This is a genomic window from Rhizobium sp. YJ-22, from assembly GCF_029601685.1.
Lineage (GTDB): Bacteria > Pseudomonadota > Alphaproteobacteria > Rhizobiales > Rhizobiaceae > Metarhizobium.
Genome location: NZ_JARRIR010000005.1, coordinates 1 through 21,330, shown reverse-complemented (window position 1 = coordinate 21,330; position 21,330 = coordinate 1). Strand labels below are relative to the sequence as shown.

The following is a 21,330-nucleotide window of genomic DNA, read 5'->3' as shown; positions in this document are numbered from 1 at the left end:
GTCCGGGGTTGCCGGCAAGCCTTTGATGCCCGTAAGAATTTTGAGACGCGGCCTGAAATCAGGCAGCGGCGGCAGCGGCTTCGGCCGACTTCTTGGCGATCTGGCGGCGCAGCAGACGGGCGCGCATGCTCAGTTCGTTCTCGTGGGCCTTCAGCAGGAAAGCGTCGAGGCCGCCGCGATGTTCGACCGAGCGCAGGGCAGCAGCCGAAACGCGCAGACGGAAACGCTGGCCGAGAGCGTCGGAGATCAGCGTCACGTTGCACAGATTCGGAAGGAAGCGGCGCTTGGTCTTGTTGTTGGCGTGGCTGACGTTGTTGCCAACCTGGACGCCCTTGCCCGTCAATTCGCATACACGCGACATGGTACCACCTATTGTTTTTCTTCGCCAAGGAGAGAGCGCATTCCGGCAATGCCGGCGAGGCAATCCAATTGGCCATGATTGGAAAGTCGCGGTTCTATAGTCACAGGCGGCGCGCGCGTCAAGCCAAACCTGGCTTTTCGTGATCTTTCTGTCAAAAAGCTGCTGTTTTCTTTGGTTAGCACAGGCCCTATAAGCGGTCGAGAGGCCGCATCTTGCGGCTTGTTGCTAAGGAATCGGTATATGGCGATGAAGGCCATCGGTTACATGGGTTTGGCATTGGCGCTGGCGCTTCCCGCGTCAGGCGAAGCAGCGGAGCTGCGCCACAGGACGGATTACAGCATTGCGCTGGCTGGCCTCCCGATCGCGCGCGCTTCGTTCTCGACGGTGATGAACAGCCGCCGCTACACGATATCAGGCGATATCCAGTCGGCGGGCCTGGCCGATCTGGTGACGACGATTTCGGCGAAGACCTCGGTCAGCGGCACCTTGGGCCGTGACCGGCTGCACGCCGACAACTACCTGCTCGATTATACCAACGGCAAGCGCCAGCGCCTGTATGAGGTGGATTTCCGCAACGGCAATGTCGTCTCCACCGCCATCCGTCCGCAGCCGAAGCGCGATCCCGACAGCTGGATTCCGGTTTCGGCACGCGATCTGCGCGCTGTGCTCGATCCGATCTCGGGGCTGATCTTCCCGGCGAAATCGCGCATCTGCCCGCAGACCCTGCCGATTTATGACGGCGAGTCGCGCATGGACCTCGTTCTCTCGTCCAAGGGTGAAAAGCCGTTTTCCACCAAGGGCTTTGCCGGCGATACGCTGGTCTGCGGCGTGCGCTACGTTCCGAGATCCGGCTATCGCAAGGGGCGCAAGGACATCGATTACCTGCGCGGCTCCAAGGCGATGGAGATTTGGTTCGCCAAGGCCGAGGCTGTCAATGTCTATGCCCCCGTCTACGTCAAGATCCCGACGCAATACGGTACGCTGACGATTTCCGCCGTGCGCTTTGGCGGCTGAGCTTTTTCGGCGCGTTACGGCAGCCCGGGCATCCAGCCGGGCGGCGCCAGCTCGAAGACCGAGAAATCGAAGCCCGGCGAAACGGTGCAGCCGACCAGCGTGAAGGCGCCATTGGAATGCGCCGCCTGCCACCAGCCGGCCGGAACGATGGCCTGCGGGCGTTCGCCCGAGAGGATATCGGGGCCGAGCACGACGGTCTCGACGATCAGCCCGTCGGAAGACCGCTCCAGCGTCAGCGGCGCGCCGGCATAATAATGCCAGATCTCCACCGCGTCTGTGACCCGGTGCCATGCGGATTTCTGGCCGGCCTCCAGCAGGTAGTAGATCGCCGTCGAATGGCCGCGCTCGCCGCCGGCGACGTCGTGGAATGTCTGCGTATACCACCCGCCTTCCGGATGCGGCTGCATGGACAGCGCGGCGACGATCTCTTCGGCTCTCATCAGAAATTGTCCTTGCGTTTGCGGATTTCGGCGAAGACGTCCTCGTTGCTGCGCGTTTCCATCAGCAGATTGCGGCGAATGGCCGGATCGGCGGCGCGCAGGAAGGGATTGGTTTCCTTTTCCAGCCACAGCATGGTCGGAATGGTGAAGCGTCCTTCGGCCCGCGCGGCCTCGATTTCGGCGGCGCGCGCCTTCAGCCGTTCGTTGTCGGGATCGATGCTCAGCGCAAAGCGGGCGTTGGAGAGCGTATATTCATGGCCGAAATAGACCGCCGTCTCGTCCGGCAGCACGGCGAGCTTCTGCAGCGAATGCCACATGTCGGCGGCGGGGCGCTCGAACAGCCGGCCACAGCCGAGCGCAAACAGGGTATCGGCGGCAAACAACAGCTTGTCGTCGGGGAAATGGTAGCAGATATGGCCGGCGGTATGGCCGGGCGTCTCGATGACATCGACGGTGTGGTTGCCGAACTCGAAGCTGTCGCCGTCGCCGACCGCCTTGTCGAGGCCGGGAATGGCGACCGCCTCGTCGCGCGGGCCGATGATCTGCAACCCGTAACGGTCCTTCAGCGCCAGGTTGGCCTCGACATGGTCGGTATGGTGATGGGTGGTGAGGATATGGGTGAGCGTCCAGCCGTTGCGGGTGGCGGCCTCGACGATCGGGCCTTCCTCGGGGGCGTCGATGCTGGCCGTCAGCCCGGTTTCGGGATCATGCACGAGAACGCCGAAATTATCGGTGCGGCACAGGAAGACGTCGATCTGCAAAGGCTTCATCGTTCAAATCCGGGCTGAAAGGTTGTTGTCCAAAATGTAGGCGTTCCGGCCTTGAAGTCCATCCGGCCGCTGATAACATTCCAGCAATGTATGCTGACATTGTCGACCTGCGCCAGTTTTATCATTCCGAACTCGGCCGCCGCGCCGAACAGGCGATTTCCGCGGCCCTCGCCAGGCTCTGGCAGAAACTGCCGCAGGAGCGGCTGGTGGGGCTCGGCTATGCGGTGCCATTCCTCGAACGCTTCAAGGCGGAGACCGAGCGCACCTTCGCCTTCATGCCGGCCGGGCAGGGGGCGGTGAACTGGCCAGTCGGCAGCCTGTCCTCGACGGCGCTGGTGTTCGACGAGGAATTGCCGCTGCCGGATTCCTCCATCGACCGCATCCTGATGGTGCATTCGCTCGAATTCGCCGAAAATCCGCGCGAGACGCTGAAGGAGCAATGGCGGGTGCTGGCGCCGGGCGGGCGGCTCGTCATCGTCGTGCCGAACCGGCGCGGTGTCTGGGCGCGCATGGACAACACCCCCTTCGGCTCCGGCCGGCCCTATTCGCGCCGCCAACTCACCGAATTGCTGCGCGAGACCAATTTCACACCCGGCAGTACTGCCGAGGCGCTGTTCTTCCCGCCCTCGCGGGTGCGCGCCGTCCTGAAGCTGCGCACCGCGCTGGAGCGGGTCGGCGCTGCCTTGTGGCCGGCTTTTTCGGGCGTGATCATCGTCGAGGCGCAAAAGCGGCTCTATCAGGGCCTGCCGGTGACGGCGCGCGCCTCGCGGCGCGTCTTCGTGCCGGTTCTGGCGCCGAAGGGCGTGCCGAGCATCCTCGATCGGCCGCGCTGATCGTCGCAGACGCGCACCGTACTCGACAAACGCGAAAGAGGACGATAATCCCGATGACGTTTTCCCTGAACGGACGTTGGGATCCGTTCCTTGCGAGGTCGAGCCATGAGCACACAGATGAATGAGCCAGTTCCGCGTCCGGGCATTCTGGATATCGCCGCCTACGTGCCGGGCAAGGAACATGCGCCGGGCGTCGCCCGCGTCTACAAGCTCTCCTCGAACGAAACGCCGCTGGGGCCGAGCCCCAAGGCCATCGAAGCCTTCCGCAATGCCGCCGGCCAGCTTGAGCGTTACCCGGACGGCCAGGCCGTGGAACTGCGCGAGGCGATTGCCGCGACCTATGGCCTGAACGCCGCCAATATCCTGTGCGGCAACGGCTCGGACGAACTGCTCGGCCTGCTCTGCCACACCTATCTCGGCGCTGGCGACGAGGCCATCATCACCGAGCATGGTTTCCTCGTCTACAGGATCCAGACGCTGGCCGCCGGTGCGACGCCGGTGACCGTCAAGGAGAAGGATGCGCATGTCGATGTCGACGCCATCCTCGCCGCCGTCACGCCGAAGACGAAGATGGTGTTCATCGCCAATCCCGGCAATCCGACCGGTACCTATGTCCCGGTCACCGATATTCGCCGCCTGCAGGCATCGCTGCCTGGCCATGTCATGCTGGTGCTCGACGCAGCCTATGCCGAATACGTCAAGCGCAACGATTACGAGGCGGGCATCGAGCTGGTGTCGAACAGCCGCAACGTGGTGATGACCCGCACCTTTTCCAAGGTGCATGGGCTGGCGGCGCTGCGCATCGGCTGGATCTATGCGCCGGCCGCGATCATCGACGCGATGAACCGCATTCGCGGGCCGTTCAACATGAATGCCCCGGCGATCGCCGCCGGTGCCGCCGCCATCCGCGACCAGGCCTTCATGGCCGGAGCCGTCGCCTATAACGGCGAATGGATCGACAAGCTGACCGCCGCCTTCGAAGGCCTTGGCCTGAAGGTCACACCCTCGGTCACCAATTTCGTGCTGATCCATTTCCCCGACATCGACGGCAAGCGCGCCGCCGAGGCCGACGAGTTCCTGACCCGGCGCGGCTTTATCCTGCGCGCCGTGCGCGCCTATGGCTTCCCGAACTCCCTGCGCATGAGCGTCGGGCCGGAGGAGGCCAATATCGGCGTCATCGAGGCCTTGCGCGAGTTCCTGGCATGAGCATCCAGTTCGAACGCGTCGCGTTGATCGGCATCGGCCTGATCGGCGGCTCGATCGCGCGCGATATCGCGGCGCTCGGGCTGGCGAGGCAGGTCGTCGTCTCCAGCCGCAGCCCCGAGACGCTGAAACGCGCCGAGGAACTGGGGCTCGGCACCGAATACGTCGCTTGCGCCGCGGAAGCGGTGAAGGATGCCGATCTGGTGATCGTCTCGGTGCCGGTCGGCGCTTCCGGGGCGGTCGCCGAGCAGATCGCCGGCACCCTGAAGCCGGGCGCCATCGTCACCGATGTCGGCTCCACGAAAACCTCTGTCATCGCGCAGATGTTGCCGTTCATGCCGCCGCATGTGCATTTCATTCCCGGCCACCCCATTGCGGGCACGGAAAAATCCGGTCCCGACGCCGGCTTCGTAGGTTTGTTTCATGGTCGCTGGTGCATCCTGACGCCGCTTCCGGAAACCGATCCGGCGGCGCTCGCCAAGCTGAAGACATTCTGGGAAACGCTCGGTTCCCGCGTCGACGAGATGGATCCGCCCCATCACGACAAGGTGCTGGCCATCGTCTCGCACCTGCCGCATATCATCGCCTACAATATCGTCGGCACCGCCGACGACCTGGAAACGGTGACGGAATCCGAAGTCATCAAATATTCGGCCTCGGGTTTTCGCGATTTCACCCGCCTGGCGGCCTCCGACCCGACCATGTGGCGGGATGTATGCCTGCACAACAAGGATGCGATCCTGGAAATGCTGGCGCGCTTCTCCGAGGATCTGGCCTATCTGCAGCGGGCGATCCGCTGGGGCGAGGGCGACAAGCTGTTCGATCTCTTCACCCGCACCCGCGCGATCCGCCGCTCCATCGTCGAAGCGGGGCAGGATGTCGACGCGCCGGACTTCGGACGTCACGCGCTGGATAAAAAGTAAGTTCTTGCCGCCGCTTATTGCCTCGGGGGAAAGAGCGGCGGCAGCTTGGCGACAGGAATGAAGCCGCCGGCCAGAACCTTGCCCTTCTGCAGAACCAGATCCACCGACACCGTGTCGCCACCCGATACCAGCGCCGTGAGCATGTTGATGGCGGTGTCGATGGTCTTGTCGGCTTCGGGTGCCGCGGCCTTCAGCGCGGCCCGCCATTGATCGATGCCGGCCACCTCGACCTTCAGCCGCCCCGAGAGGTAACCTTCCTCGTCGACCGACAGCGGGCCGCTGACGGTGAAGGTGCGGCCTTCGCCGAGATCGGCGGACAGCTTGCGCAGTTCGGCCTGGTGTCCGGCGAGATCGCCGCCGCCCTGCAGCAAGGCGGCGCCATCGACCACCGTCACGTCGGCGCGCAGGTCGAGCGGCGGCAGGTTCCGGCCGTTGCCGAGCACGGCGGCCAGCGCATCGAGGGACAAGGCGGCATCGAGATCCATGCCGTTGCGGCGCAGATGCATCTCGCCATGCTTCGCATTCAGCTTCAGGCCCTCTGGCAGCAGCGGATGGGCAATGGAGGTCCTGGGATCGTCGACCACCAGCGCGCTGCGCAGCAGCCGCCTGCCATCGAGCTGGACGCTGGATTGCAGGTTCGACCATTCCGACGACAGCGACAGGCCGTCGCTGCTGTGGATCGTCGCCGGCTGGTCCAGTTCCCAGACGATATGCTGGGGATCATAAACCTGCGCCGCCGAGCGCAACGCGCCGAAACTGGCCGAGACGCCGTTGCGGTGATCGTCGACGTTGACGCCGGAGCAGAACAGGCCGAGGCGGAAGGGATAGCCGCGCATTTCGGCATCGCGGCAGGTGGCGGTAACAGGCGCATCCGGCCCGCCGGCGATCAGTTCCAACGTCTTTTCCTTGATCTTTTCCGCCGCGAAGTACCAGCCGCCGGTGTAAAGCCCGATGGCGGCGACGACGCAGACGCCGAGAATCGTCACCTTTTTCGCTACGGTGCTTTTCCCGCTTGCGCTTGACGCTGCCATCCTGTTCTCCAATGGTGTCTTCCGATTGCAAGGCAGATCGTGATTTGCGAATCGCGGCACCTGCTCTCTTTTTCCGGGTGTTGATGTGGCTGGCGATATGGACGAATTTTGGGTCTTTGGCTACGGATCCCTGATGTGGAATCCCGGTTTCGATTATGTGGCGCGGGAGGTCGCGACGCTGAACGGTTATCGCCGGGCGCTGTGCGTGCGTTCCTGGGTGCATCGCGGCACGCAGGAAAGGCCGGGGCTTGTCCTCGGGCTGGATCGTGGCGGCTCCTGCCGCGGCATGGCTTTCCGTGTCGAGGCGGAAAAATTCGGCGGCGTCGTCGATTACCTGCGCGAGCGCGAACTGGTGACCCATGTCTATCTGGAGCGGACGCTGCCGGTGACGCTGCCCGACCGCCGCCGGGTGCAGGCGCTGACCTATGTCTGCGACCGCGCCCATCATCAATATGCCGGCGGTCTCGACGTCATGGAGGCAGCCATGGTGGTGCATGCGGCGGTCGGCCGCTCCGGTCCCAACGACGCCTATGTATTCAACACCGTCGATCATCTGCGCGAGATCGGCATCCGCGACCAGTGGCTGGAAAGTGTGGCGTCGGAAGTGCGGCGGATGCGCACGCCGACTTAGAGTGCTTCAGCTTTTCACGGAAACGCAGAAGCGCTCTAAAGCGCGTCGCGATCTTTAAGATTCGCTCCTGCGCTTTCGGCCGTTGATTTTTCGCATGTCGTTGTCGCAAAACCGCTCCGCATTTTTGCTGGAAATGCTCTAGACCTTGGCCTGAAGCTCCCTCAGTCGCTGCGCCGCCGTCGGCGGCAGCGGCACATGCGGGTTGTCGCGCGCGGTTTCGATCAGGAGCTCGTCGCTCGCCTTTTCCGTCTCCTCGACCAGCCTCTTGAAGAAGACGTCAGGCTCCAGTCCCGGCTGGATGGCCGGCAGGATGCGCACCTTGAAATGGCCGGGATAGCGCAGCGTCTGGCGGCGCGGCCAGAACAGGCCGGGATGCATGGCGACCGGCACGACAGGCACGCCGAGATCGCGATACATGCGGGCGATGCCATACTTGTATTCCGGGGCGGCGCCCGGCGGGCGGCGGGTGCCTTCGGGATAGATGATCAGTTGCCGGCCGGCGGCCATCTCGATGCGGGTGCGCTTCAACACCTCCAGCATCACCTTGCCGCGCGCGCCGCGATTGACCGGGATCATCCGCTGCTTCCACAGATACCAGCCGAACAGCGGGATCCACATCAGTTCCCGCTTGAGGATATAGACCGGATCGTTCAGCCAGGGCAGCAGCGCATAGGTGTCCCAGAAGGACTGGTGTTTCGGAGCCAGAATGTAGCCGCCGCTTTTCGGGATGTTTTCCAGTCCCTCGATCTCGAAATGCGTGCCGTTGACCTTGGCGAACAGCCAGTTGCTTGAGCGCGCCCAGGCCTTGGGAATCGCATAGGCCTGCTTGCGCGGCAGCAGGAAATAGACTGGTGTCAGAAAGATCATCCTGAGGATCAGGTTGGCATAGAACAGCGTATTGAACAGGATGGATCGCAGGCGGATCATGAGGCGGGGTCTCGTGCAGGCGGGATCTGGCTGTTTCCGTTTTCCCGGAAAAGCATTGTTTGCTTGTCGCATTCCCGAACGAAAAAACCGCTACACACTTTTCCTGGAAACGCTCTCTTCGCCGATACACGAAAATGAGGCCGGACGCAAAGTCCGGCGCCTCACGGCTTGGCGGAAGACCCCGCCATGCCGGCCTCGATGCCGCGCAGACCGGTGCGGTTGCCAAAGCCCAGGACGTCGCGGGCGGAGGCGGCGACGATCTTGCCGTATTCGAACAGCAGCGCGCGCAGCACGTCCGGATCGGCGAACCAGTTTTTCGCCTTGAGATCGGAGCGGACCACCGGATAGGGCACGAATTCCGTTTCCGGGGCGACGCGGCGCAGTTCGAACAGACTGCGCGGCATATGGTAATTGTTGGTGACCACCAGCACGCGCCTGTAGCCACGCTCATGGATCCAGCGCACCGTCTCGTTGGCATTGCCGATGGTGTCGAGTGCGTCGTAGCCGATATCGACGCAGCAGCGGAACAACTCGTCGGAGCTGCCGGTCAGCTTGCGGATCTGGTTGCGCGAGGTGGCTGGATGGACGCCCGAAATCAGCAGGCGCGAGCCCGCGCCGCCGCGCAGCAACTCCACCGCCTGGTCGATGCGTTGCGAGCCGCCGGTCAGCACCACGATGGCATCCGCCTTGGGGTCGGCGGGCGGTGTCAGCGTCGTCACCCAGTCGGCGAACCACAGGAAACCGGCGAAGAAGCAGGCGCAGGCGATGACGGCCGCGAAGCCCAGCGCCCGTGCGAGACGGCGCAGCGGGCCGCGCCGCGGCGGCTTGCGGCCGGCGGGCATGGTTCCCGATGTGTCGAATTCGCTGTTGCGCGGGCTCATGGTCATGATTCTTCGATACCGGCAGAATGCGGCAAGGAACAGGTCGTCATGCGATCAATCCGGCAGATAATCCATCCGCAACGGATCGGAGCGCACCTGGTCGATCTCGTCGATGGTACGCATCACGGTCAGGCGCGCCGTGATCGTGGTCAAAAGTGCGATGACCAGCATGGTGGCGAAAATGCCGAGATAACCGCCCCAGCCGATGGTGAAGGTGCCGAACAGGGCGGTGGCCTGGTCGGTCTGCGGCGTCGCCAGCGTATGGCTCTGCCAGACATTGGCGGCCGCGAAGCACAAGGCCGCCAGCGTGCCGCCGGCTGCCGAGCCCTTGAGGCTGATCTTCAGGAAATGTTTCTGGAACTCGCGGGCGATGAAGCCCGCCTCGGCGCCGACGAAATGCAGCACCTCGACGATATGGCGATTGCCCGACAGCGCCCCGCGCGTCGCAAACACCACCGTCAGCACCATGGCGACGAAGACCAGCGCCAGGATGGCGAGCCCGATCATCACGGTCGTATGCGCCATCGATACGAGCCGGTCGACCCAGGTGCGGTGATCGTCGAGGAAGGCCTGCGGCACTTCCTTCTGCAACTGCGTCCGCATCGAATCGAAATCCGGCGGATTGCTCTCGTCGATGGTGACGACGATCAGGCGCGGCACCGGCAGTTCGTCGAGATTGAGCCCGGTGCCGAGCCAGGGTTCGAGCAGACGCGCGGTTGCCTGGTCGTCCATGACGACGGCGTCCTTGGTGCCGACGAAGGTCAGCGCCAGGTCGCGGGCTTTGGCCAGCGCCGCTTCCATGTCGAGGCCTTCGTCCGGCTTGATCTGGATGGTGACCTCGCGCGAGATCTGGCTTTGCCAGCTCGCGGCGGTGGCCCGCACCATCGAGACGCCCCCGAGCGTCAGGCAGGCGAGAAAGGACATGATGGCGATGACGACCATCAGCGCATTGCCCTGGATGTTGGAGGGCGGCACGATCGGCGCGGTCGGGCGCACGCGCATCGGCGGCCGGCGGACCGGCGCTTGCGGGGCCGCCTGTCTGACACCGGCCGGCGGCTGACGGCCTGCGGCCTGGTTTTTTGGGCGCGGCCTATTCATAGATGTCGAGCCGCCCTTCGGTGAGGATCATGCGCCGCGCGTCGAGCTGGTCCATCAGGCCGAGATCGTGGGTGGCGATGACCACGGCCGTGCCGAGACGGTTGAGTTCGAGGAACAGGTTGAGCAGGCGCTGGGCCATCGGCGGATCGACATTGCCGGTCGGCTCGTCGGCAAGCAGGATCTCCGGGCGGTCGATGAGGGCGCGCGCAATGGCGGCGCGCTGCTTCTCGCCGCCCGACAGCACCGGCGGCAGCACGTTGATGCGTTCGCCGAGGCCGACCCATTTCAGAAGTTCCAGCACGTCGGTCTTGTAGGTCGATTCGTCCTTGCCGCGCACGCGCAGCGGCAGCGCCACGTTCTCATAGGTGGTCAGGTGGTCGAGCAGGCGGAAATCCTGGAAGACGATGCCGACGCGACGGCGCATCATCGGCAGCTCGCCGCGCGGAATGCCGGCGAGATCGCGGTCGAACATGCGAATGATGCCGCGCGTGGGCTTGAGCGAGGTGAACAGCAGGCGCAGCAGCGTCGTCTTGCCGGCGCCCGACGGGCCGGTCAGGAACTGGAAGGATTTTGCCGGAATGTCGAAGGTGAGATCGCGGAGGATTTCCGGTCCCATGCCGTATCGCAAGCCGACATTCTCAAAGTGAATCAAGGAGCGTTCCCGTTCGTTTCGCGCGCGTTCGTTCCATCCATATCTTAAGCAACTGGGTTAACGGGCGGTAAAGATCGATCCAGCCGGCCAAGGGGAACCGGGATCGTTTCCGAAGCATTAACCATTCCGGTTTACGATTGGAGGGGATTCGATTCAATGCCGCCAGAGGGGTTCCCCGGTCGCATTGGCAGTTTGGACCATGTGGGTGGAGAGCACGAAACCATGGCGACATTTCGATCCCGGCAGCACGCCAACAGGCCTTACGACCTTCTTCCTCCAGAACCGAAGCCGCGTCCGGCTGCGCCCCAGCGGCGCCTGCGTGGCGGCGACGTCGTCGACGCCGATTTCGTGGTGGTGCGCGGCGAAGGCACCTTCCGACCGACGTCCCGCTCCAACGACAACCGTCCGCGCATCATGCCGCATCAGGGTGGCGCGAGGCTTGCCGACCATGTCGCGATGCTGACCGGTCTCGTCGCCCGGGTGGAACAGGGCCTGCGCCGCCTGTCGGAGCGCTCCTTTTCCGCCGTCGTGGCTCTGATGGCCGTTGCGGTGTTTGCGCTGGCCGGCGGTCTCGCCGGCATTGCCGGCGCCAGCGCCCCGGGGCCGGGCGTCGAAAATCCGCTCGACATCTCGCATGTGACGCTGACCACGGAGGAATCCGGCGGCATGAAGGTTCTGGTGGTGCGCGGCATCGTCGAGAATCGCTCCGGCGGCACGGTGGCGGTGCCGGATATCCGCGCCGACCTGGTGTCGGGCGAGCGGATGGTGGCGAGCACCATCATCGCGCCGCCGGCAACCGCCATGTTCAGCGGCCACAGCCGCGGATTTGCGGCGCGTTTGCCGCATCCGGGTGGAAAAGATCCGCAAATCAAGCTTTCCTTCACCACGGCGGCTGTCGCTCGCCCTTGAGGTTGTGGTATCGGCAAAGGAAATAGATGGAGTTTCCTGCCCATGCCCGTCGTCCGCGGAAAGAATATCGAGCCCCTTTTCACCGCCGAGCAGATCGCCGAGCGCAACCGCAAGATGGCCAGCGACATTGCTGCCGGCCCGACCAAGGATCTGCTGGTCATCGCCGTGCTGAAGGGCTCGTTCATCTTCGCCGCCGATCTCATTCGCGCCCTGCACGATGTCGGGCTCGCCCCAGAGGTCGAGTTCATCACGCTTTCCAGCTATGGCACGGGGACGGTCTCGAAGGGCGTACGCATCGTCAAGGACATCGACAGCGTCGTCAAGGATCGCGACGTGCTGCTGATCGACGACATCCTCGAATCCGGCCGCACGCTGCTGTTCGCCAAGGAACTGCTCTACGAGCGCGGCGCGCGCAACGTCACCATCGCCGTGCTGCTCGACAAGAGCGTCAAGCGCCAGGAAAAGCTGGAGGCCGATTATGTCGGCTTCGAATGCCCCGATTATTTCGTCGTCGGCTACGGCATGGACGTGGCTTACGCTTTTCGGGAACTTCCTTTCGTCGGCGTCGTTACAGGTGATGCCGAAGGCTGATCGCCATTCTTGATCCCGCAGGCCGCGATGTGCAGAATCGATGCTTGATTTTGTGCGGCATGTCCGACAGACCTTGTTAACCACGTCACGCGTCCGATCCCCGTCTGTTTACCGATCGCATACGAAACTCTGTTGATCTCCTTCTCGAACGGAAGACAACAGACGGAGCATGGCGATGGCGAGAATTCTGATCACGGAAGACGAGGATTCGCTGCGCAGTTTCGTGGCCCGGGCCCTGCGCCTCGATGGCCACGAGACCTATGAGGCGGCCGACGGCGCCGAAGGGCTGGAGCGGCTGCAGGAAGGCGGTTTCGACCTGCTGCTCTCGGATATCCGCATGCCGGTCATGGACGGCATCGAACTGGCCCACAAGGCGGCATCCGCCTATCCCGGCATGAAGATCCTACTGATGACCGGTTATGCCGAGCAGCGCGAACGCGCCGACGACCTGATGGAAAAGATCGTCGACGTCGTCTCGAAACCCTTTGCCCTGCCGGATATCCGCAAGGCCGTGGCGCACGCTCTGGCGGCGTAAAGTCAATCGGAAACGAAAATCGTCAAGGCGGCCTCCATGGCCGCCTTTCGATTCTGGCGGAGGCAAAAACCTCTCCTCCGTCATGCCAGCCCTTGTGCCGAGCTTCTAGAAGCGCCGGATATAATCCTTTGACATCAACGCCTTGGCGGGAACGGGCAGATCCTCGGGACGAGCCCGAGGATGACGTCGTGGAGAGGGTGGCGGCCTGTCGATCGGTTGAAGGCGGCACTCGCTGCCGCCTCTCTTATTGCAGGTCGAGCAGGCGTTCGAGATAGCGGCGCTCGTAGTCGGCGCCCGGATTGTTGCCGAGGCGGCGGCGGATTTCGTCGAGGATTTCGCGGGCGCGCTGGACGTCGATCTCGTCGGGCACCTTGACCTGGTCGCCGAAATCGGGGCCGTCGGCGCGGCGCATGCGTCCCAGGGGATCGCGGCCATTGGGCTCGTTGCCGGCGGAGCCCTGGCCCTGGCCCTGACCCTGGCCTTGCTGGGCCTGCATCATCTGGTTCATCATGTCCTGAGCGCCCTTGCGCAGCGCTTCCAGCGCCTTGCCCTGGCCTTGCACCGCCCGCTCGCCCTCGCTCTCGCCCAGCGCCTCGCCGGCGCCCTTCATCTCGCGGCCGGCCTCGCCGAAGCCTTCGCCGGGCTGCATGCCGAGGTCCTTGAGGCCCTTCTGCAATTCCTGCAGCTTCTTCCCCAGACCGTCCTGCCGGGCGCGGAGCTGCTTCAGCGCCTCGCGCAACTGCTCCTCGGTCATCCGGTCGAGCTGTTGCTGCTGGTTGCCGTTCGGCTGGCCCTGTTGCTGCTGACCCTGTTGTTGCTGCGGCTGGTCTTGCGGACGGTCGAGGAATTCGCCGTCCTCGCCGAAATCGCCGCGCTGCATGCGGTCGCGCAGCGCCTGGTCGAGCTTGAACGTCTCGTCCATCAGCTTTTGCTGGTCGCGCAGGATCTCGCCGAGACGGTCGATCTGCTGGCGCATCGGACTGTTGTCCTGCTGCCCCTGCGGCCGGCGGCCGGCCTGCAGGTTGTTCATCATCCGCTGCATTTCCGACAGCAACTGCTTGGCGGCGTCGCGATTGCCGGAGCGCGCGAGGTTTTCGAGCTGGTCGAGCATGGCCTGCAGGTCCTGCTGGCGCAGCACGTTCTTCGGCGATTGCGCCTGCTGGCCGTTCGGGTTCTGCTGCTGGGCAAGCGCGTTCAGATAGTCCTGCATCGCCTGGCGCAGTTCGTCCATCAGCTTCTTGATCTCGGCATCCGAAGCGTTGCGCTCCAACGCGTCGGAGAGCGCCTGCTGGGCATCGCGCAGCTTGCGCTCGGCCAGCGACAGATCGCCGTCCTCGATGCCGAGCGCGATTTCCCAGAGGTAGTCGGCGGTATCCTTCAGCATATCCTCGTTGCGGGCGAGCTTCATGCGCGCCAGCGCCGATTCGATCAGCAGGTAGTGGGTGAGGTTGGGAATGGTTTCGTCGGCGCGCAGCGTCAGCGCCTCGTTGAGCGCGATGGCGTCGGGCAGCTTTCGCACGTCGAGCGCAAAGGTCTGGCGTTCCTCGGCCACCGCTGCCGCCAGCGGCTCGAAGAAATTGCGCGCCGGCATGATCATCTCATGCGGTTGGCTGCGGCCGGTCTGGCCGCTGGCATCGGTGGCGACCAGGGTGATGCGCACGCGCTTGCCCGACAGCGGATGTTCGGTGAGGTTGCGGCTGGTCGTGCCCTTGACCTCGCGGGCATTGCGGCGCGGCAGGTCGAGCTTGTATTCCGGCAGCGGATAGAGCGGCACGGCATCCGCCTCGGCGCCCTCCAGCGGCACGATTTCGGCATGGGCTTCCTGGACGCCGTAATCGTCCCTGGCGGTGAAGGCAATCTCCAGCGCGCCGTTGGCGGCGCGGCGCGGCGTCCCATTGAAGGTGATTTCCGGACCCTTGTCGGGAATGACGTTCAGCGCCCATTCGCGGCCGCCGGCGGCGAGCACGCCGCTTTCGGCAAGCTTCATGGCGCGATTGCTGACGCCGGCGGGCTTTTCCGCCTCCGGGGCTGGTGGGGCTGGCTTCTTGTCCTTGTCCGCATTTTCCGCCTGCTCCCGTGGCACCTCGGTTTCTTGCAGGCTTTCGTCGGAGCGGAAGGTGACCTTCTCCTGGCCGTCGCCGCCGGTGACGCGGATGGTGACCGTGGAGAATTGCGGCACGTCCACCACGTCGAGCGCCGCGTTCTGGCCGGTGAGATAGAGCGGGGCGCGGCCGGTATAGGCCGGCGGCGTGATCCAGGCATCGATGCGGAGATCCGGCCTGACATCGGCGACGACGCGCTCGGCGACGGCATCGCGAAGCGTGCCGCCATCGTTGGAAAGCGAATAGGCGAAGGCGGTCACCAGCAGCAATGCCGGCAGGGTGCGCAGCGCCAGCCGGTCGTGCCGGGCGATATCGGGCTGCGGCAGGCCGGCATCGAGGCCGGCGATGCGCTCGGCCATGCGGGTCTGGTGTTCGCGCCACAGGGCGCGTGCGAAGGGCGATTCGACTGCGAGCCGGTCGCCCTGCACAGAGACGGGCTGATGGGTCAGGCCGTTGCGCTCTTCCAGCAGCCGGTCGGCTTCCGCGTTCCTCGGCCAGCGCAGCCGGGCGAACGGCAGCAGCGAAGCCAGGAAGCCGAAAGTGAGCAGGAAGACCGCCGGCCAGCGCAACCAGTCGGGCGCCATGCGAAACAGGCCGAACCAGGCGCAGGAGAGAAACAGAGCGAGGAAGGAGAGCGGCAGAAGCGTCAGCGGCAGCGCCTGTTCGGTCAGCAGCACCAGCCGCGCCAGCAGGCGCTTGATCGCGACCCGGCGCGCCAGCGGCGATCCGGTCGAAAACGCGCCCGTCAGGTCATGGCGGGGTGGGGTCATGCGGCCTGTCTCCTGATTGCGAGCCTCCCGGTCCGGCTATGTCGCGCGACGCGGTTCGCGTCGGGGCGCATCTCCCTTTCAGGATAGCAGCCTTTGTGGCGAAGACGAGGGCAAGCGACCGATGGCGGTCACTTTTTCGTGCGACCGCCACGGCAATGGGTCAGCCGAGCCAGGCCGGGATGGAATCGAGGCCGATCAGATCCTCGTAGGTCTCGCGCGGGCGCACCACATGGAAACGATCGCCGCTGACCAGAACCTCGGGCACCAGCAGGCGGCTATTATAGGTGCCGGCCTGCACCGCGCCGTAAGCGCCGGCCGAACCGACGGCGATCAACTCACCTGGCTTCGGCTCGGCCATTTCCCGGTCAAGTGCGAGGTAATCGCCGGTCTCGCAGACCGGGCCGACGACATCGGCGCGGATGCGCGGGGCGCTGGCGGCGGACAGGACCACCGGGCGGATCTCGTGATAGGCCTCATACAGCGTCGGGCGGATCAGGTCGTTCATCGCCGCATCGACGATCACGAAGGACTTTTCGCCGCCATCCTTCACATAGATGACTTCGGTGACGAGAATACCGGCATTGCCGACGATCAGCCGGCCGGGCTCGGTGATCAGTTTGCAGTTGAGGTCGCGCAACTGGTTCTTGACCGTTTCCGCATAGGCGTCCGGCAGCGGCGGCGGGCTGTTGTCGTCCTTGTAGGGAATGCCGAGACCGCCGCCGATATCGACGTGATCGATGGCATGGCCATCGGCGCGCAACGTCGCGACCAGATCCTTCAGCAGGCGGAAGGCGTCGTCGAAGGGCTGCAGCTCGGTGATCTGGCTGCCGATATGCATGTCGATGCCGGTGACTTCAATGCCCGGCAAAGTGGCGGCATGGGCATAGACGGCGCGGGCGCGCTCCCAGGAAATGCCGAACTTGTTTTCCTTCTTGCCGGTCGAGATCTTCGCATGCGTGCGGGCATCGACATCCGGGTTGATGCGGAAGGAGACCGGCGCGCGTTTGCCTGCCTTGACGGCGCGCTGGTTCAGCACTTCCAGTTCCGGCTCGGATTCGACGTTGAAGCAGTAGATGCCGGCTTCGAGCGCGGCGTCCATCTCGCGCGGCGTCTTGCCGACGCCGGAGAACATGATGCGGCTGGCGGGAACGCCGGCGGCCAGCGCCCGGCGCAATTCGCCTTCGGAAACCACGTCGACGCCAGCGCCGAGCCGGGCGAGCGTCTTCAAGACCGCCTGGTTCGAATTCGCCTTCATCGCATAGCAGACGAGCGAATCGACATCGGCGAAGGCGGCGGCGAATACCTTGTAATGGCGTTCCAGCGTCGCGGTGGAATAGCAATAGAAGGGGGTGCCGACCTCCCTTGCGATCTCGGGGATCGGCACGCCTTCCGCATGGAGAATGCCGTCGCGATATTCGAAATGATTCACGGGAGGAACCTCAAAGCATTTCCGGGAAAAGTGTAAAGCGGTTTTCCCTGTCTAGAAATGCGTCTTTAGAGAAGTGGATCGAGGATGAAGTGCTTGTCTTCGACCTTGGGAGCGGCGGTATTGCTGCGCTTGTTCTGCATCTCCACCGGGGTGCTCGGCGGATCGAGATCGCCGCGGCGTCCGCATCCGGCGGCGGCCAAAGCAACGACGCTGAGCGCCATCGACACACGGATGAGAGATCGCAAGGTCATCGGCAGGAATTCCTCTTCAACAATGGAATAGCCGGCCCTTCTTAGCGAAGTTTGGCCGGCTTGTTGAGTGTCAAATATGGGCGATCACAGAGCCGTGCGCCACCAGGCGATCTGCTCGCGCACCTGCGCGGGCGCCGTTCCGCCAAAACTCTTGCGGCTGGCGACGGAGGCTTCCACGGTCAGCACGTCGAAGATGCCTGCCTTGACGTCCGGATGGATCGACTGCAGCTCTTCCAGCGAAAGGTCGGCCAGTTCGCAGCCCTTGCTTTCGGCCAGCGCCACGGCGCGGCCGGTGACATGGTGGGCGTCGCGGAAGGGCAGGCCGGCCTCGCGCACCAGCCAGTCGGCCAGATCCGTGGCGGTGGAATAGCCGGAGCCGGCGGCGGCCTTCATGCGGTCGGCGCGGATGGTCATGTCGCGCATCATGCCGGTCATGGCGGCAATCGCCAATTCCAGGCTTTCGGCGGCGTCGAAGACCTGTTCCTTGTCTTCCTGCATGTCCTTGGAATAGGCGAGCGGCAGGCCCTTCATCACCGTCAGCAGCGCGACCAGCGAGCCGTTGATGCGGCCGGTCTTGGCGCGCACCAGCTCGGCGGCATCCGGGTTCTTCTTCTGCGGCATGATCGAGGAGCCGGTCGAAAACGCATCCGACAGGCGGATGAAGCCGAATTGCGATGTCGACCAGATGACGATCTCTTCGGCCAGACGCGACAGGTGCGTCGCGGCAATCGCGGCGACGGCCAGGAATTCCAAGGCGAAATCGCGATCCGAAACCGTGTCGATGGAGTTGCGCGTCGGCTCGCGGAAGCCGAGGGCGCGCGCGGTCATGTGGCGGTCGATGGGGAAGCCGGTGCCGGCAAGGGCCGCGGCGCCCAGCGGGTTCTGGTCGAGATGCTCGATGGCGTGGCGCACGCGCTGGCGATCGCGGCCGAACATTTCGACATAGGCCATGCAATGATGGCCGAAGGTGACCGGCTGGGCGGTCTGCATATGGGTGAAGCCGGGCATGACGGTGTCGGCATGTTCCTCGGCGCGGTCGAGGAAGGCCTCGATCAGGCCGGTCAGCGCCGCTTGCGTCTTTTCCAGCTCTTCCTTGACCCAGAGGCGGAAATCGACGGCCACCTGGTCGTTGCGCGAGCGGGCGGTGTGCAGCCGGCCGGCGGCGGGGCCGATGAGGGCGGCAAGCCGGGCCTCGACATTCATGTGGATGTCTTCGAGGCGGCGGGAGAATTCGAAATTGCCGCTTTCGATCTCGGTCTGGATCGCCTCCAGCCCTTCAACTATTTTTGTCTTGTCTTCTTGCGCGATAATGCCTTGATGCGCCAGCATCGTCGCATGGGCGATGGAGCCACGGATATCCTGGGCAAACAGCTTCTTGTCGAAACCGATCGAGGCATTTATCTCCTCCATGATCGCGTCCGGCCCGGAAGCGAAACGCCCGCCCCACATCTGGTTGGAGGATTTGGTGTCCTGAGTGCCGTCAGCCATGCGATGCCCATCCTGGAGAATGAAATGACAGCCCAAAACCCGTTCCGGTTTCCCTCTGCCAAACTGATCGCGATCGCCGCCGTGGCCGGCATCGTCGCGGGTGCGGGTGCGGTATACGTGAAGCGCATGGGGTCTGGCAATGGCGCGGCGCAAACGGCCGCTAGCGGCCAGTGCGAAGCCGCCAAGCCAACCATCGCCGCGCTTTCCGCCGCCGCAAAGGGGCAGGTGGCGGCGATGGCGCCGGTTTCCGAGCCGCGCAAGCTCGGCCAGCTCGCCTTCAAGGATGGTGACGGCAAGGATATCAAGCTCGCCGATTTCACCGGCAAGGCCGTGCTGCTCAATCTCTGGGCGACATGGTGCGTGCCCTGCCGCGAGGAAATGCCGGCGCTGAATGCGCTGCAGAAGGCCAAGGCCGGTCCGGGTTTCGAGGTGGTGGCGGTCAATATCGATACCGGCGACAACGAGAAACCGAAGGCCTTCCTCACCGAAACCGGCGTCGATGCATTAAAGCTCTATCACGATCCCAGCATGGGCGTGTTCAACGACCTGAAGAAGGAAGGGCTGGCTTTCGGCTTGCCGGTGACGCTGATGCTGGATGCCAAGGGCTGCCTGATCGGCGCCATGAACGGCCCCGCCGCCTGGGACAGCGAGGATGCCAAGGCGCTGGTGCAGGCTGTGCAAGCCAAAAACGATCCGGTTTAAAGGCATTTCCAGAAAAGCGGCAAAACAAGCGGTCAGGAGACGAGAATGACCTTGAAAATCTGGGGCCGGACCAATTCGGCCAATGTCAAGAAGGCGCTATGGTGCGCCGAGGAACTGGGCCTCGCTTACGAGCGTATCGATGCCGGCGGCGTCTTCGGCGTGGTCGACGAGCCGGCGTTTCGCGCCCTCAACGCGAACGGACTGGTGCCGGTGCTGGAGGATGGCGATCTGGTGTTGTGGGAATCGAACACCATCGTTCGTTATCTCGCGGCGAAGTATGGCGCAGGCCATCTGCGCCTCGATGATCCCGCCACACAGGCCTCGGCGGAAAAATGGATGGACTGGACGCTGGGAACTGTGGTGCGGCCATTCAGCGACGTCTTCTGGGGCCTGGTGCGCACGTCGCCGGCGGAGCGCGATCCGGCAAAAATTGCCGCAGGGCTGGAGGCCTGCAACCGGGCGCTGGCGATTGCCGACGCGGCGCTGGCGCACCGGCCCTGGCTGTCCGGCGACAATTTCGGTATCGGCGACATTCCGCTCGGCGTCATCATCTATGGCTGGTTCGGCATGGAGATCGAGCGGGCGGAGCTCCCCGCCCTCAAGGCCTGGTACGAACGCCTGACCGAGCGCCCGGCCTATCGCAAGACGGTGATGATCCCGCTCACCTGATCGGGATATCTTTTACCGCGTCGGGACCGGCTTTTCGCCGCGATAGTCGTAGAAGCCGCGACCCGACTTGCGGCCGAGCCAGCCGGCCTCGACATATTTGACCAGCAGCGGGCAGGGGCGGTACTTGCTGTCGGCGAGGCCGTCATGCAGCACCTGCATGATCGACAAACAGGTGTCGAGGCCGATGAAATCGGCAAGCTGCAACGGGCCCATCGGATGGTTGGCGCCAAGCCGCATGGCGGTGTCGATCGCCTCGACGGTGCCGACGCCTTCGTACAGCGTATAGATCGCCTCGTTGATCATCGGCAGCAGGATGCGGTTGACGATGAAGGCCGGGAAATCTTCCGCGACGGTGATCGTCTTTTCCAGCGTATCGACGAAATTCTTCGCGGCGGTGAAGGTCGGTTCGTCGGTGGCGATGCCGCGCACCAGCTCGACCAGTTTCATCACCGGCACCGGATTCATGAAATGGATGCCCATGAAACGCTCGGGGCGGTCGGTGGCCGAGGCAAGCCGGGTGATCGACAGCGACGAGGTGTTGGTGGCGAGGATCGCCTCCGGCTTCAGCACCGGGCAGATCTGCGCGTAGATCTTGCGCTTGACCGATTCGTCCTCGGTTGCCGCCTCGATGACCAGATCCATGGGCGCGAGGTCATTGGTGTCGGACGAGCCGGAAATCAGGGCCAGCGCCGCATTGCGCTGCTCCTCGGTCATCTTGCCGTGGCTGACCTGGCGGGCCAGGTTGCCGTTGATGGTGGCGAGGCCGGCATCGATGCGATCCTGGGTGACGTCGTAGATATGAACCTTGTATCCGGCGGACGCCGAGACATGTGCAATACCGCACCCCATCTGTCCCGCGCCGATTATCCCGATATTCTTGATCATGAGCTATCTACCCCTTTGGCGATGCCACGCCCCCGTGTCCTCGCACATGAAAATGCCGGATCGAACCCCCGACCCGGCAAGATTGATAATCCGATGACGCGATTTTTTCCAGTTTTTATTCGCGACTGCAAAAACCGTTGCGGAATTTGGCTTACAAAGCCTTTTGCAATTCCGGCAGGGCTTCGAAGAGGTCTGCGACGAGGCCGTAGTCGGCGACCTGGAAGATCGGGGCTTC

The 21,330-nt window shown here is 64.1% G+C and carries 23 protein-coding genes; 10 read left to right on the top strand and 13 right to left on the bottom strand.

Annotated elements, in window-relative coordinates; genetic code table 11:
• Positions 1–58: 58 nt before the first annotated feature.
• Positions 59–361: a 50S ribosomal protein L28 gene (gene rpmB, locus P7F60_RS13235; protein ID WP_277918208.1), complete on the bottom strand. Its 303-nt coding sequence runs from the start codon at positions 359–361 to the stop codon at positions 59–61.
• A gap of 240 nt (positions 362–601) precedes the next feature.
• On the opposite strand from rpmB, the gene P7F60_RS13230 reads away from it, so the two are divergent.
• A complete protein-coding gene (locus P7F60_RS13230; protein WP_277918207.1) occupies positions 602–1,375 on the top strand; it encodes a DUF3108 domain-containing protein in 774 nt (257 codons plus the stop codon).
• A 14-nt stretch (positions 1,376–1,389) separates the two neighbouring features.
• Here the strand turns inward: P7F60_RS13230 and P7F60_RS13225 are convergent, their stop codons facing one another.
• The gene (locus P7F60_RS13225; RefSeq protein WP_277918206.1) at positions 1,390–1,815 is read right to left on the bottom strand and encodes a cupin domain-containing protein; all 426 of its coding nucleotides are present in this window, start codon (positions 1,813–1,815) and stop codon (positions 1,390–1,392) included.
• The gene (gene gloB, locus P7F60_RS13220) at positions 1,815–2,585 is read right to left on the bottom strand and encodes a hydroxyacylglutathione hydrolase (RefSeq protein ID WP_277918205.1); all 771 of its coding nucleotides are present in this window, start codon (positions 2,583–2,585) and stop codon (positions 1,815–1,817) included. The genes P7F60_RS13225 and gloB overlap by 1 nt, the downstream gene beginning before the upstream one ends.
• 86 nt (positions 2,586–2,671) lie before the next feature.
• On the opposite strand from gloB, the gene P7F60_RS13215 reads away from it, so the two are divergent.
• The 3 genes from P7F60_RS13215 (at position 2,672) to P7F60_RS13205 (ending at position 5,544) form a co-directional block, all read left to right on the top strand.
• On the top strand, positions 2,672–3,418 hold the full coding sequence (locus tag P7F60_RS13215) for a class I SAM-dependent methyltransferase (protein WP_277918204.1): 747 nt from the start codon (positions 2,672–2,674) through the stop codon (positions 3,416–3,418).
• Between the two features lie 105 nt (positions 3,419–3,523).
• Positions 3,524–4,624 carry a histidinol-phosphate transaminase gene (gene hisC / locus P7F60_RS13210; RefSeq protein ID WP_277918203.1) on the top strand — a complete coding sequence of 367 codons (1,101 nt, stop codon included), beginning with the start codon at positions 3,524–3,526 and terminating at the stop codon, positions 4,622–4,624.
• The gene (locus P7F60_RS13205) at positions 4,621–5,544 is read left to right on the top strand and encodes a prephenate/arogenate dehydrogenase family protein (RefSeq protein ID WP_277918202.1); all 924 of its coding nucleotides are present in this window, start codon (positions 4,621–4,623) and stop codon (positions 5,542–5,544) included. The genes hisC and P7F60_RS13205 overlap by 4 nt, the downstream gene beginning before the upstream one ends.
• 14 nt (positions 5,545–5,558) lie before the next feature.
• On the opposite strand, the gene P7F60_RS13200 is transcribed toward P7F60_RS13205, so the two are convergent.
• On the bottom strand, positions 5,559–6,575 hold the full coding sequence (locus tag P7F60_RS13200; RefSeq protein ID WP_277918201.1) for a DUF2125 domain-containing protein: 1,017 nt from the start codon (positions 6,573–6,575) through the stop codon (positions 5,559–5,561).
• 97 nt (positions 6,576–6,672) lie between these two features.
• Between P7F60_RS13200 and P7F60_RS13195 the strand changes: the two genes are divergently transcribed.
• Positions 6,673–7,206, top strand: coding sequence for a gamma-glutamylcyclotransferase (locus P7F60_RS13195; RefSeq protein ID WP_277918200.1), 534 nt, complete (start codon positions 6,673–6,675; stop codon positions 7,204–7,206).
• Positions 7,207–7,344: 138 nt separating this feature from the next.
• On the opposite strand, the gene P7F60_RS13190 is transcribed toward P7F60_RS13195, so the two are convergent.
• The 4 genes from P7F60_RS13190 to ftsE all read right to left on the bottom strand — a co-directional run bounded on the left by P7F60_RS13190 (position 7,345) and on the right by ftsE (position 10,764).
• Positions 7,345–8,133, bottom strand: coding sequence for a 1-acyl-sn-glycerol-3-phosphate acyltransferase (locus P7F60_RS13190; protein WP_277918199.1), 789 nt, complete (start codon positions 8,131–8,133; stop codon positions 7,345–7,347).
• A 161-nt stretch (positions 8,134–8,294) separates the two neighbouring features.
• Positions 8,295–9,014 (bottom strand): YdcF family protein, encoded by a 720-nt coding sequence (locus tag P7F60_RS13185; RefSeq protein ID WP_277918198.1) that lies wholly within the window; start codon positions 9,012–9,014, stop codon positions 8,295–8,297.
• Between the two features lie 54 nt (positions 9,015–9,068).
• On the bottom strand, positions 9,069–10,016 hold the full coding sequence (locus tag P7F60_RS13180) for an ABC transporter permease (RefSeq protein ID WP_277918197.1): 948 nt from the start codon (positions 10,014–10,016) through the stop codon (positions 9,069–9,071).
• A gap of 88 nt (positions 10,017–10,104) precedes the next feature.
• Complete coding sequence (gene ftsE / locus P7F60_RS13175) at positions 10,105–10,764, bottom strand: cell division ATP-binding protein FtsE (protein ID WP_277918196.1); 660 nt, start codon at positions 10,762–10,764, stop codon at positions 10,105–10,107.
• A gap of 222 nt (positions 10,765–10,986) precedes the next feature.
• On the opposite strand from ftsE, the gene P7F60_RS13170 reads away from it, so the two are divergent.
• From P7F60_RS13170 to P7F60_RS13160, 3 genes are all read left to right on the top strand, one after another.
• Positions 10,987–11,673: a hypothetical protein gene (locus P7F60_RS13170; protein WP_277918195.1), complete on the top strand. Its 687-nt coding sequence runs from the start codon at positions 10,987–10,989 to the stop codon at positions 11,671–11,673.
• A 42-nt stretch (positions 11,674–11,715) separates the two neighbouring features.
• Positions 11,716–12,264, top strand: a complete 549-nt coding sequence (gene hpt / locus P7F60_RS13165) for a hypoxanthine phosphoribosyltransferase (protein ID WP_277918194.1) — start codon at positions 11,716–11,718, stop codon at positions 12,262–12,264.
• A 175-nt stretch (positions 12,265–12,439) separates the two neighbouring features.
• A complete protein-coding gene (locus P7F60_RS13160; protein WP_277918193.1) occupies positions 12,440–12,799 on the top strand; it encodes a response regulator in 360 nt (119 codons plus the stop codon).
• A gap of 244 nt (positions 12,800–13,043) precedes the next feature.
• Here P7F60_RS13160 and P7F60_RS13155 read toward each other — a convergent pair whose 3' ends face one another.
• The 4 genes from P7F60_RS13155 to argH form a co-directional block, all read right to left on the bottom strand.
• Positions 13,044–15,671 carry a TIGR02302 family protein gene (locus P7F60_RS13155; protein WP_277918192.1) on the bottom strand — a complete coding sequence of 876 codons (2,628 nt, stop codon included), beginning with the start codon at positions 15,669–15,671 and terminating at the stop codon, positions 13,044–13,046.
• 160 nt (positions 15,672–15,831) lie between these two features.
• Positions 15,832–17,100, bottom strand: a complete 1,269-nt coding sequence (gene lysA, locus P7F60_RS13150; protein WP_277918191.1) for a diaminopimelate decarboxylase — start codon at positions 17,098–17,100, stop codon at positions 15,832–15,834.
• Between the two features lie 65 nt (positions 17,101–17,165).
• Positions 17,166–17,351 (bottom strand): lipoprotein, encoded by a 186-nt coding sequence (locus P7F60_RS13145; RefSeq protein ID WP_277918190.1) that lies wholly within the window; start codon positions 17,349–17,351, stop codon positions 17,166–17,168.
• Positions 17,352–17,435: 84 nt separating this feature from the next.
• The gene (gene argH / locus P7F60_RS13140) at positions 17,436–18,839 is read right to left on the bottom strand and encodes an argininosuccinate lyase (RefSeq protein ID WP_277918189.1); all 1,404 of its coding nucleotides are present in this window, start codon (positions 18,837–18,839) and stop codon (positions 17,436–17,438) included.
• 24 nt (positions 18,840–18,863) lie between these two features.
• Between argH and P7F60_RS13135 the strand changes: the two genes are divergently transcribed.
• Positions 18,864–19,541: a TlpA disulfide reductase family protein gene (locus P7F60_RS13135; protein ID WP_277918188.1), complete on the top strand. Its 678-nt coding sequence runs from the start codon at positions 18,864–18,866 to the stop codon at positions 19,539–19,541.
• 45 nt (positions 19,542–19,586) lie between these two features.
• Positions 19,587–20,210 (top strand): glutathione S-transferase, encoded by a 624-nt coding sequence (locus P7F60_RS13130; RefSeq protein WP_277918187.1) that lies wholly within the window; start codon positions 19,587–19,589, stop codon positions 20,208–20,210.
• A 12-nt stretch (positions 20,211–20,222) separates the two neighbouring features.
• On the opposite strand, the gene P7F60_RS13125 is transcribed toward P7F60_RS13130, so the two are convergent.
• Positions 20,223–21,095, bottom strand: a complete 873-nt coding sequence (locus P7F60_RS13125) for a 3-hydroxybutyryl-CoA dehydrogenase (protein WP_277918186.1) — start codon at positions 21,093–21,095, stop codon at positions 20,223–20,225.
• Positions 21,096–21,330: the final 235 nt, after the last annotated feature.